This window comes from Millisia brevis NBRC 105863 (assembly GCF_001552615.1).
GTDB classification, from domain to species: domain Bacteria; phylum Actinomycetota; class Actinomycetes; order Mycobacteriales; family Mycobacteriaceae; genus Millisia; species Millisia brevis.
Genome location: NZ_BCRN01000007.1, coordinates 84,936 through 98,658, shown reverse-complemented (window position 1 = coordinate 98,658; position 13,723 = coordinate 84,936). Strand labels below are relative to the sequence as shown.

Below are 13,723 nucleotides of genomic sequence, written 5' to 3'. Positions count from 1 at the left end.
CGCTACTTGACCGTCATCGGTTGGCCGGCGACCACCAGCACCACCCGATCGCAGATCGCGGCGATCTCGGCGTTGAGGATGCCCAACTCGTCGCGGAAGATCGAGCCCGCGCGCGACGACGGGATCACACCGAGGCCGACCTCCGGCGACACCAGGACGACATCCCGGCGCTCGGCGACCGTTGTGATCAATTGTCGCGCGGACGCGCGGGAGGGGTCGAGCAGGCCCGACCAGCCACCGGTCTCGTCGATCACCCGTGTCAACCAGGTCCCCAGATCATCGACGAGACAGGCGGTGCCGGGCGGACGGCTGCGCAGCTGCGGGATCACGTCGCGCGCGGACGCGAATTCGAGGGTCTGCCAATGGGAGGGCCGCCGGCGGCGATGCCACTCGATCCGGTCGCGCCAATGCTGTTCGTCGATGGTGGTCGGGCGAGCGGCCGGCACGGTACCGGTGGCGAAGTAGTCGACCGGGCTGCCGCCGCCGACCAGTTCCTCGGCGTACGCGGACTTGCCCGACCGGGCGCCGCCGAGCACCAGAACCCTACCGGTGGCGCCGCGCGCCGCTCCGGACTGCGAACGATTTCGAACGATCGAGGTCGACCGTCGGGTACGGACCGGGCGGCGCGACACGTCAGACGGCGTCGCCGGGGGAGACCTGCGGCTTCGGGGCGCGCATACGGCGCAGCTGGGAGGCGCGCACGAAGGCGTACCACCCGAGCCGGAAGCCGGTGCCCTCCTCCTTGGGGAAACGCTCGCGCACGGCGGCGTTGACCCGACGTCCGAGGAAGATGCCCTCGATCACCAGGACGGCGACCATCGCGAGCATCGCGAGGGTCACCAGGGCGGCGACCTGCGGCGGCGCGAAGAGCGTGCCGACCATCAGCACCAGCGCGGTCGGCATGAACATGCCCATGAGATGGCGGCGGGAGTCGACCAGGTCGCGGACGTACCGGCGGGCCGGGCCGCGGTCGCGGGGGAGCAGGTACTTCTCATCGCCGGCGAGCATCCGCTCGCGGCGGCGGTTGGCCTCGGCGCGACGCTCGGCGGACTCCTTGCGACGCTCCTCCTTGGTGCCCTTGTTGCTGCGCTTGCGGGCGCGGGCTTCCTTGGAGGTCATCGGCGCCGGGGCCACCGGGCCGCGCTTGCGGGCCTCTACCTCGCGGCGCTTCGGGGTGGGACGGCCCTTGCCGGGCGTGGGCGCCACGGTATCGGTGCCCGTCGCGTCGGTGGAATCGACACCGCTGGAATCGACACCGTCGGCGTCCGTGACCTCGACGGTCGCGTCCGGCGCGCCGGAGTCCGATGGTTCCGATTTACCCAAACGCAGCGACTTCACAGCTACCAGACTATGGGATGGCTTCCTTCCCGCCGGTGGCGGGCACCAATCGTTACCTCGCTCCGACGTCGGATCGATGACACCGAGATGGCGCCGAGGTGGCCGCCCGGCGCACCTGTCGGCAGCGAGCCATGGTGAGGAATAAGCCGCACAGGCGTACCGTTGGAGTAATCGCGGGTCGAGCCGCACCAGTTGACCTCACTCGCGTGCACGTTTGGTGCCGCCAGGACAGGAGAGCCCATGACTGTGGAGAACGTCTCTGCCGAGACCACCGCGACGCACGGTGTGGTTCTGACCGAAGCCGCCGCCGCCAAGGCGAAGGCCCTGCTCGATCAGGAGGGGCGCGACGACCTGTCGCTGCGGATCGCCGTGCAGCCCGGTGGTTGTGCCGGCCTGCGCTACCAGCTCTACTTCGATGATCGTGCCCTCGACGGCGACCTGATCGTCGACTTCGCCGGCGTCAAGCTGTCGGTCGACCGGATGAGCGCCCCGTACGTCGACGGCGCCTCGATCGACTTCGTCGACACCATCGAGAAGCAGGGTTTCACCATCGACAACCCCAACGCCACGGGATCGTGCGCGTGCGGGGACTCGTTCAACTGAGATTGCCTCCCGGCTGAGCGAAACGTAGACACCTACGGCGACATGGCGACAGCATGTGCTGTCGCCATTGTTGTGTCACGAGCTGGTGTCTCGCGTGGTTCCGTCACGAGTGGTTGGGTCGTGCGGGTGCTCGTTCGCGTGGGCGGGGACGGTGGGAGTGGGGTCGGCCGCGGTCGATCTCGGGAAGGTCGAAGCAGCATGACCATAGCGGTATGCGGATCGGTGGCCACCGATCACCTGATGCGATTCCCCGGCCGATTCGCCGAGCAGTTCCTGGCGGATCAGCTCGACAAGGTGTCGTTGAGCTTCCTGGTCGACGACCTCGAGATCCGCCGCGGGGGTGTGGCCGGCAACGTCTGTTTCGCGCTCGGACGTCTCGGGGAACGGCCGCGACTGGTCGCCGCGGTCGGTGAGGATTTCGCGGACTACCGCGGCCACCTCGAGGCGGTCGGGGTCGACTGCGGGGCCGTGCGGGTCTCGGCGGTGTCGCATACCGCCCGCTTCGTGTGCACCACCGACGTCGACATGGCGCAGATCGCGTCGTTCTACCCGGGGGCGATGGGGGAGGCCGGGGAGATCCGGCTCGAGGACATCGCCGGGGACGGGGTCGACCTGGTCCTGATCGCCGCCGACGCGCCCGAGGCGATGCTGCGGCATACCGATATCTGCCGATCGCTGGGTCTGCCCTTCGCCGCCGACCCCTCCCAGCAGCTTCCCCGGTTCGACGGGCCGGACGTGCTGCGGCTGATCGAGGGTGCGAGCTACCTGTTCACCAACGAGTACGAGTGGGGTCTGATCCTCAACAAGACCGGCTTGGACGAGGACAAGATCGGCGATCTGATCGATACCCGAATCACGACACTCGGGTCGGAGGGGGTGCGCATCACCACCCGGACCGAGTCGTTTGCCGTTCCGGTCGTTCCGGAGATCGCCCGCGTCGACCCGACCGGCGTCGGCGACGGATTCCGCGGTGGATTCCTCACCGCGCTGCGCGCCGGGCTGCCGCTCGAGCGGGCCGCCCAACTCGGTTCGCTGATCGCCGTGCTGGTTCTGGAGACCACCGGCACCCAGGAATGGCAGCTCGACCAGGACGCCGCCCTCGGCCGGATCGCCGATGCCTACGGCGGCGAGGCAGCCGCGGACCTGGCAGCCCTGCTGCGCGCCTGACCGGTCCTTCGCGGGACGCGGCCACCGCGTCGGATCGGGCAGTACCCGATCGGACGCCGCGTGGTTCGACCCTGCGTGATCCGAAGCTGGGCGATCGGCCGCCGCTCGGTCAGATGTGGACCGGGTAGACCGGCTCCTCGATCTGCGGCACGATGCGGTTCTCCACGAAGATGCCGTGCCACACCATGAACACCAGAACCGTCCACAGTCGACGGCTGTGGTCGCTGCGCCCCTCCCGATGCTCGGTGAGCATCGCCCGGATCGCCGCCTTGTCCAGCAGGTGATCGGTCTTCGACTGCTCGATCTGATCCACGGCCCAGTCGTACAGCTCGGTACCGGCCAACCAGTGCCGCATCGGCACCGGGAAGCCGAGCTTCGCGCGGTGCAGAACGTGCGCCGGCACGATCGGCTCCAGCGCCCGCCGCAGCGCGTACTTGGTGGTCTCCGGGGTGATCTTCTGGCCCACCGGCAGCTGCTCGGCGACCTCGAGGACCGCCTTGTCCAGGAACGGCACCCGCAGTTCGAGCGAGTTGGCCATCGTCATCTTGTCGGCCTTGACCAGGATGTCGCCGCGCAACCAGGTGAACAGGTCCAGATGCTGCATCCGAGCGACCGGATCCCAGCCGCGGGAGAGCTCGTAGATCGGGGCGGTGACGTCGGTATGCGTCCACTCCGGGCGGAACTCGCGCAGTACCCGACGCAGCTGGGCGTCGGAGAAGCTGCGGGCGTTGCCGTAGTACCGGTCCTCGAGCGTCAGCGACCCGCGATGCAGCAGGCTCTTGCCGCGCACCCCGTCCGGGATGCGCTCGCTGAGCCGTCCGGCCGCCCGCCGCACACCCTTCGGCAGTTTGTCGAACGGGGCGAGGGAGAGCGGTTCGCGGTAGATGGTGTACCCGCCGAAGAGCTCGTCGGCGCCCTCACCGGAGAGCACCACCTTGACGTGCTTGCGGGCCTCGCGGGCGACGAACCACAGCGGGACGAGCGCCGGATCGGCGACCGGATCGTCGAGGTACCAGACGATCTGCGGGATCGCGTCGGCGAACTCGCGGGGGGAGACGACCTTGACGATGTGGCGGGCGCCGATCGCCGCGGCCGACTCGGCGGCCACGTCGACCTCCGAGTAGCCCTCTCGTTCGAAGCCGGTGGTGAAGGTGATCAGGTCCGGGTTGTGCCGGATCGCCAGCGCGGCGACCGCGGTCGAGTCGATGCCGCCGGACAGGAACGACCCGACGGTGACATCGGCGCGCATGTGCTTGGCGACCGAATCCTCGAGCGCTGCGGTGATCTCCGCGTAGCGGGCGGTCTCGCTGCCGGCGGCGAAGGGGCGCACCGGAAACGTCGGATGGAAGTAGCGCTCGATCACCGGTTCGGCGCCCGGGGTGATGCGAGCGAACGATCCCGATTCCAGGCGGCGGATATCGGAGTGCAGCGTCTCCGGCTCCGGCACGTATTGCAGGACGGTGTAGTGCTCGAGCGCGCGGATATCGAGTTCGGTGCCGATACCGATCGTGTCGGCCAGATCGAGCAGGCTCTTCTTCTCGCTGCCGAAGGCGGTCCCGTCCGGGCCGGTCGCCAGGAACAGCGGCTTGATGCCGAACGGGTCGCGGGCGAGGAACAGTTCTCGCTTCTCGGTATCCCAGATGGCGAACGCGAACATGCCGCGCAGGCTCTTGAGGGCGTCGGCCGGGCCGAGGTGGTGGTACGCCGCGACGATCGACTCGCCGTCACCCGAGGTGCGGAACTGCGCGCCGAAGCGGGCGGTCAGATCCTCGCGCAGCTCGAGATAGTTGTAGATCTCGCCGTTGAACACCAGCGCGTACCGCTCCGGGTTCTCCGGCGGGCCCCAGCGCAACGGCTGGTGCGAGTGCTCGATGTCGATGATCGACAACCGGTTGAACCCGAAGACGATGTTGTCGTCGCGCCAGGTGCCGGGCTCGTCGGGGCCGCGATGGCGCATCTGCTGCATCGCGGTCTCGAATTCGGGCACCACCTCCGCCGTATCGACGGTCGCGGTCAGGACTCCCAGCAGTCCACACACAGTCGCTACTGCCCCTCGGGTTGTTCGGCGAACGAAATCGGCTGAACAAGCAGTATGCCGCCGCCGCAACTGTGATGCGGCCCCGGGTGGGCACGCCGATTCGGCGTGTCCGGCACAACGGTCATCCAACCGGACGAATCGCAGGTCGAACCACATCTTTCGGTCCCTCGCGGGGGCCCTGTCGTATCCGATTCGACCGGCCTGTCGCCCCGGGGCGAATTTGCCGGCCCGTTTGGTCTACGCTGCGTAGTACATGCACCGGCCCGGTCGGTGTGAGGTTGCTGTGCACGGTTAGTGCGACCAGGAAGGCGTGAACGTGGCGAAGCGTGGGGTGGGAACCGGCCTCGGCTCTCGGCGGCACGGATTGCGGCGGATCGGCCTCAGCGCCGTGCTGTTCGTGTCCGCTCTCCTGCTGTCGGGATGCTCCGCGGAAAGCTCGTGGGTGCGGCTCGGCTGGCCGATGGGAATCACTCCCGAGGCCGAGAGCATGCGCACACTGTGGATCTGGTCGGTCTGGGCCGCGCTCGCGGTCGGCGTCCTGGTCTGGGGCCTGACCTTCTGGGTCGTCGCCTTCCACCGCAAGAAGAAGGACTCGCCCGAGTTCCCGCGCCAGACCGCGTACAACGTCCCGCTGGAGATGTTCTACACGGTGGTGCCGTTCATCGCGGTGGTCGTGCTCTTCTACTTCACCGTCGTCGTGCAGAACAAGGTCAACGACGTCCAGAGTGATCCGGAAGTCGTCGTCGACGTCACCGCCTTCCAGTGGAACTGGAAGTTCGGCTACCGCGAGGTCGCCTACTCCGACAGCAACTTCGCCTTCGACGGTGTCGACACCGAGGCAGAGGCTGCCGCCGAGGCCGCCGGTACGCCGCCGGTCTCCGAAGAGGGCGAGTCCGAGCACGGCGCCGAGGTCGGCCCGATCGCCAACCGCGCCTCCGAGGACCTGTCCTACCTGAACTTCGACACCATCGAGACCGTCGGCACCAGCGATGAGATCCCGGTGCTGGTGCTCCCGACCGGCAAGCGGATCGAGTTCATCCTCAACTCCGCCGACGTCATCCACGCCTTCTGGGTGCCGGAGTTCCTGTTCAAGCGCGACGTGATGCCGCATCCGGACGCCAACAACTCGCACAACGTCTTCCAGATCTCCGAGATCGACCGTGAAGGTGCGTTTGTCGGTCGATGCGCCGAGATGTGCGGCACCTACCACGCGATGATGAACTTCGAGGTCCGCGCGGTCTCTCCCGAAGCGTTCCAGCAGTACATCGAGGCGCGTACTCCCGTGGCCGAAGGCGGACAGGGTCTGACCAACGCCGAAGCCCTCGCGTCGATCGGTGAGTCGCCCATCGCGACCTCCACCAGCCCGTTCCCGACCCGCTACGAGATCGCGGCCACCGGCCAGAACTGATCCGACTGATCTGCGAGGAGCACTTTCGATGAAGATCGAAGCACGGATTTTCGAAGGCCTCACCGTGTTCTTCCTGGTGGTCGGCGTTGTGTATGGCATCGCCACCGGGTTCTCCCGGACCGGTATCGAATGGGCGGGTCTGACCGCGATCGTCCTGTCCACCTGCCTGGCGCTGCTGGTCGGCACGTACTTCCGGTTCGTCGCCCGCCGCATCGACACCCGCCCGGAGGACTACCCGGAGGCCGAGATCAGCGACGGTGCCGGCGACCTGGGCTTCTTCAGCCCGGGCAGCTACTGGCCGTTCCTGCTGGCGATCGCGGCCGCGATCACCGCCCTCGGCCTGGCGACCTTCGTCCCGTGGGTCCTGGTCACCGGTGCGATCCTCGTGATTGCCGCAGCCTTCGGCTTGGTCTTCGAGTACCACCTGGGACCCGAGAAGCACTGATCCACCCGGAAGCGCCCCGTACGCCACGCGTACGGGGCTCTTCTGCGTATTGAGGGTTCTCCCCCCTCCCGGTGCGGGAGATCGCTACCCCGACGGCGACGTGGAGCCGATGCAGAATTCGATCCAGTTGGAAAATTCGCAGGCGAGGTGGAGGCAGTGCCCGGTTGTCATCCGGGACGGTGTGCCGAACGGGAACTCGACCACCAATCGGCCGTGAAGTCCCCGTTCGGTATCGCGAAACTGATGTCGGACCCCGCCGATTGCTATTCCCGACTCGCTGCGCGCCACGCCCGCCAGCTGGTGGGGGAAGATGGGATCCGGAGCAGTGATGAGCGTGTCCGTGTCCTCGTAGTTCACCAGGAAGGACGATGCGACCGGGCTTCCGCCGGTGGTCTCGATGACGTGTTGGCCACCGGGGCCGAATCGCAGGTCGAAGTGGTCGGGCGAGGCGCCGACCATGGTCGGAAGATCGGAGGTCCTGGCGGCGGCGTCGAACCAGGTGACGAACTCGGCCGCACCGATGCCGTCCGCGCGGATATCCACCACGCTGAGCCGTCGCCGGGAGCTCAACCGGGCAGGGATCGAGGCGGCGAAACCACTGACGGCGAGATCGCGGCGAAGCCGATGGCGGATCTCGTTGGGTTGCAGGTCGAGCTTTCGACCCAGAAGCGCTGCGCGTCGCACGGAGATGTCGCCGGTTGCGGGCGGGCGCACGCCGAGCTTGTGCGCGGCGCGGTCGATGCGCCGGTCCTCCCACCCCAGGATGTCTGCACGGGTATGCGTGCGACCACCGAACTCTGCGACGATGCCCACGAATATCTCCTTAAAGCTACTCTGGTTGCTTTAGTGATCAGCGTAGACATAGGTGGGTGCCACGGGAAGGAACAGCATGACAACTCGGACGGGCGGAAACTCGCGTCCCGGAGGTCGATCGGCCCGGGTGGTCGCCGCAGCCCATCGGGCGGTTCTCGAACTTGTTGCCGAGGTGGGTTATGAGGGATTCGAACTCGCGGATGTGGCCCGCCGAGCGGGGCTCAACAAGACCACCGTTTATCGCCGGTGGCCCTCGAAGGCCGATCTCGTTGGCCGGGCGGTGCTGTCGATCAGCGATCACGACCTGCCCGATCTCGATACGGGCAGTCTGCGCGACGATCTGACGGCTCTGGTCGATGACCTCGGGGGTCTGCTCGGTCGGCCGGCGGTTGTGTCCCTGCTGGCGTTCTCGGCCGGTGTCGATCCGCAATCCGATCTGGGCCACGCTCGCTCGCAGTTCTGGAACGAGCGGTTCCGGCGGACCGGCGTCATCGTCGAGCGCGCCGTCGAGCGAGGAGAGGTTCCGGCCACGACCGATATCCGAGCGCTCCTCGAACAGGTCTGTGCTCCGGTCTACTTCCGGGTCTTGGTCACCGGGGAGCCGATCACCGCGGCGGATATATCGACCTACGTGGAACGGGCCATCGCGCAGGCCCGGTCCCTCGCCCACGATTGACGCGGCGCCCCGCCGGCCGGTGGGGGAGGGGAGGGGCCGAAACGACGAGGGGCCCGTACCTGATCGGTACGGGCCCCTCGTGTGCGGGTGAATCAGTCGGAGCCGTGCTCCGAGGAGGTCAACTCGCCTCGGCTGTCGTGGCTCTCGCCGTGACCGTTCGAGGAGTTGGCGTCCTGGCGGGCCTTGAGGATCGCCAGCTGCTTCATCTCACCCTCGTGCTCGGCGTGATCGAGCGCCTCGGCCTCGTCCCGGGGATCCGGGCGGGTCAGGCTGCCGCGGCCGGGCTTGCCGGCCGAACCCAGCTTGTTCATCTTCTTCGGGACCATCGCACCCTGGTACTCCAGCGGAATCGGGTGGCCGTGATCGTCGACCGGTCCGAGCGGCTGGTGGATCTCGATGTACTCGCCGTGCGGCAGGCGGGTGATGACGCCGGTCTCGATACCGTGCTCGAGCACCGCGCGGTCACTGCGCTGCAGACCGATGCAGAACCGGTAGGCCAGGAAGTACGCGATCGGCGGCAGGATCAGCACACCGATACGACCGGCCCACGTGGTCGCGTTGAGCGAGATATCGAACTTGAAGGCGATCAGGTCGTTGACGCAGGAGATCGTCAGCACGACGTAGAAGGTGATCGCCATCGCGCCGATCGCGGTGCGCACCGGAACGTCGCGCGGACGCTGCAGCAGGTTGTGGTGCGCATCGTCACCGGTCAGCTTCTTCTCGATCCACGGGTAGGCGATCATCACGCCGAAGACGAGACCCATGATCACCGCGAGCCAGAAGATCGCCGGAATCATGTAGTTGCCGATCAGGATCTCCCAGGCCGGCCATATTCGAGCCAGACCGTCCGTCCACAGCAGATAGAAGTCCGGCTGTGAACCCGCGGACACCTGAGCCGGGTTGTATGGGCCCAGGTTCCACACGCCGTTGATCTGGAATAGACCACCCATCAGCGCCAGGACACCGGTGACGATCGCGAAGAACGCGCCACCCTTCATGGCGAAGACCGGCATGATCCGAACGCCGACGACGTTGTTCTCGGTGCGACCCGGGCCGGGGAACTGGGTGTGCTTCTGGTACCAGACCAGCGCCAGGTGAGCCGCGATCAGCGCCAGGATGATCGCCGGGAACAGCAGCACGTGCAGCACGTACAACCTGGGGATGATCATGATGCCGGGGAAGTCGCCGCCGAAGACCGCCCAGTGCAGCCAGGTACCGATGACCGGGATGCTCAGGGTGATCGAGCTGATCGGGGCGCGCGGGCCGATGCCGGAGAGCAGGTCGTCCGGGATGGTGTAGCCGAACAGGCCCTCGAACATCGCCAGGATCAGCAGCAGGCAGCCGATGACCCAGTTGGCCTCACGCGGGCGACGGAACGCACCGGTGAAGAAGATGCGCATCATGTGCACGATGATCGAGGCGGCGAAGAGCAGGGCCGCCCAGTGGTGGATCTGGCGCATGAACAGGCCGCCGCGCACCTCGAAGGAGATCTCGAGGGTCGACTCGAGCGCACGCGACATCGGAACGCCGCGCAGCGCCTCGTAGGGGCCGTCGTAAATGACCTCGGTCATCGACGGATCGAAGAACAGCGTCAGGTAGACGCCGGTGACCAGCAGGATGATGAACGAGTAGAGCGCGATCTCCCCGAGCATGAACGACCAGTGCGAGGGGAAGACCTTGTTGATCTGGCGGCGCATCCCCGGAGCGAGGTGATACCGCGAATCGATCTCGTCGGCCTGCTTGGCGGCCAGTGTGGCGATCGATGGCATCGCTCACGCCTCCGTTTCGTCGGGGGTGTGCACCCCGGCCGGGCGTTCCCAGAACGCCGGGCCAACCGGCTCGATGAAGTCGCCGTTGGCGACCAGGAACCCGTCCTCGTTGACCGTCAGCGGGAGCTGAGGAAGCGCGCGCGCGGCCGGTCCGAAGATCGGCTTGGCGAACTCGAGGGCGTTGAACTGCGACTGATGGCAGGGGCACAGGATGCGGTTGGTCCGCTGCTCGTAGAGCGAGGTCGGGCAACCCATGTGCGTGCAGATCTTCGAGTAGGCGAAGTAGTCGCCGTAGTTGAAGCTCTCCTGGCCGCGGCGCTTGATCACCTTGGCGGTGTCGGCCGGGCGCAGGCGGATGAGCATGACCGCGTTGCGGACGCCGCGCAGACCCATCAGCAGGGCGTGCTCGTCGCCGCGATCGGACTCGCGGAACGGGAAGACCGTCTCCATACCGCCGGCGTCGAGGTCCTCCGGGCGAACCAGGACAACGTCCTCGGGCCGTCCGGTGTCACGCCGCAGGAAGATCGTCTCGCCGGGGAAGTTGGGGCTCCACCCGGTGCGCCAGAGCGGCGAGTCGTCGCCCTCGGCCCACGGATTCTTCACCATGCCGCCGAGCGGGACGACCGCCATGACGCCGAGCGCGCCGCCACCGAAGATCAGGCTGTTGCGGATCAGCTTGCGACGACCGATCGTCGAGGTGTCCAGGGCGTCGTCCATCAGGGCGACCGTCGAACGCCGGTCGGCCTCCGACGAGCGGCCCTCGTGGCGCTGCTGGATCGAGATTTCCTCGGGGATGAACTTCTTGGTGAACAGCACCACGCCGATACCCAGCGCGAGGATCGCCAGACCCATCGTCAGACCGAGCAGCGGGGTGTACAGCGTGTAGAACCAGTAGTTCGGCTGATCGATCGACTGATATTCCCACGGCCAGAAGACGAAGACCCCGATGAACGCGATCGCCGCGATGCCGGCCAGACCGAACCAGAACGCCACCTGACGCTCGGCGCGCTTCTCGGCGCGGGTGCCGGGGACCGCCCACCGCTCGCGGCGGTAGGCGATCTCGACGTCGTCACGAGCGGTACCGAGGGCGACCAACTCGTCGCGGCTCATCGCGTCGAGTTCGTCGGTGGTGTACTCGCGGTGCGGGTCCAGGGCGGGCGACGGCGTCCCGCCGGAGCTGGTGTCCTGACTCATGTCCTGCTTCCCATCCACATCGCTGCACCGATGATCGCGACCAGGGCGATGCCCCACATGGCGAGCATTTCGGTACCGGGGCCGAACCCGCCGAGGCCGAAGCCGCCGGGCGCCTGCGTTTCCTGCGCCTGCTTGACGTAGGCGATGATGTCCATCTTCTCTTCGGGCGTCAGCTGCCGATCGGAGAACTTGGGCATGTTCTGCGGGCCGGTCAGCATCGCCAGGTAGATCTGCTGTTCGCTGGCGGGGCCGAGCGGGGGTGCGAACTTGCCGGAGGACAGCGCGCCGCCCTCACCGGTGAAGTTGTGGCACGACGCGCAGTTCATCCGGAAGAGCTCACCACCGCGGGCGATGTCGTCGCCGCGCAGCGAGGACTGGGCGATCTCGCCGTTCTCGTCGCGCACGACGGTCGGGCCGCCACCGTTGGCCTGGATGTAGGCGCCGAGGGCGTCGATCTGAGCGGCGTTGAACTTCGGTTCCTTGCGCTGCGCCTGGGCTTCCTGACGCATCATCGGCATACGACCCGACGACACCTGGAAGTAGACGGCGGCCTCGCCGACGCCGACCAGGCTCGGACCCCGGTTCTCGACACCTTCGAGGTTCATACCGTGACAGGTGATGCACGACGTGGCGTAGAGCTGCTGACCCTCACGGATCAGGGCGGCGGAATCCTGGTTCGCCTGCGCGACCTGGGCCTTGGGGGTGAGCACGGTAGCGAGCAACCCGGCGGCCAGCAGACCGGCGAGCAACAACACGAAGCTGCTGATCCGGCGGCGGGAACGCCGCTGCCGGATGCGGCCGCCGGCTCCTGATGGGGGAGATGAACTCATCTACTGTCCCTGTCGTGGGTCGGGATCGGACCGACGAAGCGACCGATCGCGGGGCTGGTGGACATACGACACGGCGGTACCTGCTGCAGGCACTACCGAATGAAGTAAATGGTCGCGAACAGGGCGATCCACACGATGTCGACGAAGTGCCAGTAGTAGGACACGACGATCGCGGAGGTGGCCTGAGCGGGCGTGAACTTGCTGACCATGGTGCGGGCGATCAGGAAGGCGAACGCGATCAGACCGCCGATGACGTGCAGACCGTGGAAGCCGGTCGTCACGAAGAACACCGAGCCGTAGGCCGAGCCGGCGAAGGTGGTGCCCTCCTGGACCAGCGCGTAGTACTCGTAGCCCTGGCCGAGCACGAAGAAGGTGCCCATGGCGAGGGTGATCAGGTACCAGCGCCGCAGCCCGAAGACGTCACCGCGCTCGGCGGCAAAAACGCCGAGCTGGCAGGTGAACGACGAGGCGATCAGCACCGTGGTGATCGGTACCGCCAACATCAGATTCAGGTGGGTCGGCGGCGGCGGCCATTCACCCACCGCCTGGGCTCTCGCCACGAAGTACATCGCGAAGAGGCCGGCGAAGAACATCAATTCGCTCGACAACCACACGATCGTGCCGACACTGACCATATTCGGCCTGTTCAGCGAGTGAATTCGCTGCGTCATCGCCGACCCCGGAGTACCTACCGCGCTCGTCACACCCAGAAGTATGACCTGTCGTAGTACGAAAAGCCCACCCGGGTGGAAGAACGGTGCGTCGCAAATGTCGTGACCCGGTCCGGGAGCGTTCGCGATGGGCCCCGACGGTCGGCGTATCGGGTGTGATCGGCCGCGGCGGCCGGCAGGCTGAACGGATGAAATCGGCAGGATGCGGCGGATGACGGCGACCGGCGACGGCGCGATGCGGCGACTGTGGGCCCGGCTGCGCGGGGCGGGCGGATCGAACCGGCTCGACCCCGACCGGGCCGACCTGGTGGTGGTCGCCTCCGGGTTCGACGACGCGGAGGCCTGCTCGACGAGCCTGGCGCGGGCGACGGGCTGGATCGCCGAGCGCCCGGTGGTACTGCGGCATCTGCTGGTGCTGCCGGGCGATGCGATCGACGACGCCGCCGCGACGGTCGCCCAGGACGGCTACCGGATCTCCCCGGCCGACCCGGCGACCGCCGGCCCCGACCCGCACCCCGGAAGCGGCCCCGACCCGCACCCCGGAAGCGACTCGGCCGCACCGCCCGGATCGACCCCGGACGGACAGCGGGTGATCTTCGAACGTGTCCAGATCCTCGACGCGCTGCACTGTTCCCAGGAGCGCTCCCGGATGGCGGGCCTCGCGCAGCGCCGCGGCGGAACCGTGCTGGGCTGGTTGGCCCTGCAGCCGCCGGTGCCGCCCGGACGCTGACCGCCCGGCCGCCGGCCGCACCGACCCCGCCGGCCGGCGGA

Annotated in this window: 14 protein-coding genes; 6 read left to right on the top strand and 8 right to left on the bottom strand. The window is 67.5% G+C overall.

Going from position 1 to position 13,723, the window contains the following annotated elements:
- Positions 1–2: 2 nt before the first annotated feature.
- Together MB1_RS11920 and MB1_RS11915 are read right to left on the bottom strand one after the other, a co-directional pair.
- A complete protein-coding gene (locus MB1_RS11920; protein ID WP_369406864.1) occupies positions 3–632 on the bottom strand; it encodes a bifunctional adenosylcobinamide kinase/adenosylcobinamide-phosphate guanylyltransferase in 630 nt (209 codons plus the stop codon).
- A gap of 1 nt (position 633) precedes the next feature.
- Positions 634–1,338 (bottom strand): DUF3043 domain-containing protein, encoded by a 705-nt coding sequence (locus MB1_RS11915; RefSeq protein ID WP_084351601.1) that lies wholly within the window; start codon positions 1,336–1,338, stop codon positions 634–636.
- Between the two features lie 240 nt (positions 1,339–1,578).
- Between MB1_RS11915 and MB1_RS11910 the strand changes: the two genes are divergently transcribed.
- Positions 1,579–1,941 (top strand): HesB/IscA family protein, encoded by a 363-nt coding sequence (locus tag MB1_RS11910; protein WP_066907114.1) that lies wholly within the window; start codon positions 1,579–1,581, stop codon positions 1,939–1,941.
- Between the two features lie 198 nt (positions 1,942–2,139).
- Positions 2,140–3,108 (top strand): carbohydrate kinase family protein, encoded by a 969-nt coding sequence (locus MB1_RS11905; RefSeq protein ID WP_066907111.1) that lies wholly within the window; start codon positions 2,140–2,142, stop codon positions 3,106–3,108.
- A 109-nt stretch (positions 3,109–3,217) separates the two neighbouring features.
- On the opposite strand, the gene asnB is transcribed toward MB1_RS11905, so the two are convergent.
- On the bottom strand, positions 3,218–5,146 hold the full coding sequence (gene asnB, locus MB1_RS11900; RefSeq protein ID WP_066907108.1) for an asparagine synthase (glutamine-hydrolyzing): 1,929 nt from the start codon (positions 5,144–5,146) through the stop codon (positions 3,218–3,220).
- Positions 5,147–5,462: 316 nt separating this feature from the next.
- Here asnB and ctaC point away from each other — a divergent pair, with 316 nt between their 5' ends.
- Positions 5,463–6,554: an aa3-type cytochrome oxidase subunit II gene (ctaC, locus tag MB1_RS11895; protein WP_245650149.1), complete on the top strand. Its 1,092-nt coding sequence runs from the start codon at positions 5,463–5,465 to the stop codon at positions 6,552–6,554.
- A 28-nt stretch (positions 6,555–6,582) separates the two neighbouring features.
- Positions 6,583–6,999, top strand: coding sequence for a cytochrome c oxidase subunit 4 (locus MB1_RS11890; RefSeq protein ID WP_066907105.1), 417 nt, complete (start codon positions 6,583–6,585; stop codon positions 6,997–6,999).
- Between the two features lie 84 nt (positions 7,000–7,083).
- On the opposite strand, the gene MB1_RS11885 is transcribed toward MB1_RS11890, so the two are convergent.
- Positions 7,084–7,812, bottom strand: coding sequence for a hypothetical protein (locus tag MB1_RS11885; RefSeq protein ID WP_157084027.1), 729 nt, complete (start codon positions 7,810–7,812; stop codon positions 7,084–7,086).
- Between the two features lie 76 nt (positions 7,813–7,888).
- Here MB1_RS11885 and MB1_RS11880 point away from each other — a divergent pair, with 76 nt between their 5' ends.
- Positions 7,889–8,488, top strand: a complete 600-nt coding sequence (locus tag MB1_RS11880; RefSeq protein ID WP_066907098.1) for a TetR/AcrR family transcriptional regulator — start codon at positions 7,889–7,891, stop codon at positions 8,486–8,488.
- Positions 8,489–8,580: 92 nt separating this feature from the next.
- Here the strand turns inward: MB1_RS11880 and qcrB are convergent, their stop codons facing one another.
- The 4 genes from qcrB to ctaE all read right to left on the bottom strand — a co-directional run bounded on the left by qcrB (position 8,581) and on the right by ctaE (position 12,985).
- Positions 8,581–10,257 (bottom strand): cytochrome bc1 complex cytochrome b subunit, encoded by a 1,677-nt coding sequence (gene qcrB, locus MB1_RS11875; protein WP_066907095.1) that lies wholly within the window; start codon positions 10,255–10,257, stop codon positions 8,581–8,583.
- Between the two features lie 3 nt (positions 10,258–10,260).
- The gene (gene qcrA / locus MB1_RS11870; RefSeq protein ID WP_066907092.1) at positions 10,261–11,451 is read right to left on the bottom strand and encodes a cytochrome bc1 complex Rieske iron-sulfur subunit; all 1,191 of its coding nucleotides are present in this window, start codon (positions 11,449–11,451) and stop codon (positions 10,261–10,263) included.
- A complete protein-coding gene (gene qcrC, locus MB1_RS11865) occupies positions 11,448–12,281 on the bottom strand; it encodes a cytochrome bc1 complex diheme cytochrome c subunit (RefSeq protein WP_066907089.1) in 834 nt (277 codons plus the stop codon). The genes qcrA and qcrC overlap by 4 nt, the downstream gene beginning before the upstream one ends.
- Positions 12,282–12,373: 92 nt before the next feature.
- Positions 12,374–12,985 carry an aa3-type cytochrome oxidase subunit III gene (gene ctaE / locus MB1_RS11860; protein ID WP_066907086.1) on the bottom strand — a complete coding sequence of 204 codons (612 nt, stop codon included), beginning with the start codon at positions 12,983–12,985 and terminating at the stop codon, positions 12,374–12,376.
- 178 nt (positions 12,986–13,163) lie between these two features.
- Between ctaE and MB1_RS11855 the strand changes: the two genes are divergently transcribed.
- Complete coding sequence (locus MB1_RS11855) at positions 13,164–13,682, top strand: hypothetical protein (RefSeq protein ID WP_439646938.1); 519 nt, start codon at positions 13,164–13,166, stop codon at positions 13,680–13,682.
- The last annotated feature ends 41 nt before the right edge of the window (positions 13,683–13,723 follow it).

Bases quoted from the DNA above. Each gene is read 5' to 3' on its own strand.
- MB1_RS11890 (WP_066907105.1), top strand. From the start codon at position 6,583: ATGAAGATCGAAGCACGGATTTTCGAAGGCCTCACCGTGTTCTTCCTG.
- qcrA (WP_066907092.1), bottom strand. From the start codon at position 11,451: ATGAGTCAGGACACCAGCTCCGGCGGGACGCCGTCGCCCGCCCTGGAC.
- MB1_RS11905 (WP_066907111.1), top strand. From the start codon at position 2,140: ATGACCATAGCGGTATGCGGATCGGTGGCCACCGATCACCTGATGCGA.
- MB1_RS11880 (WP_066907098.1), top strand. From the start codon at position 7,889: ATGACAACTCGGACGGGCGGAAACTCGCGTCCCGGAGGTCGATCGGCC.
- MB1_RS11855 (WP_439646938.1), top strand. From the start codon at position 13,164: ATGACGGCGACCGGCGACGGCGCGATGCGGCGACTGTGGGCCCGGCTG.
- qcrB (WP_066907095.1), bottom strand. From the start codon at position 10,257: ATGCCATCGATCGCCACACTGGCCGCCAAGCAGGCCGACGAGATCGAT.
- MB1_RS11910 (WP_066907114.1), top strand. From the start codon at position 1,579: ATGACTGTGGAGAACGTCTCTGCCGAGACCACCGCGACGCACGGTGTG.
- qcrC (WP_066907089.1), bottom strand. From the start codon at position 12,281: ATGAGTTCATCTCCCCCATCAGGAGCCGGCGGCCGCATCCGGCAGCGG.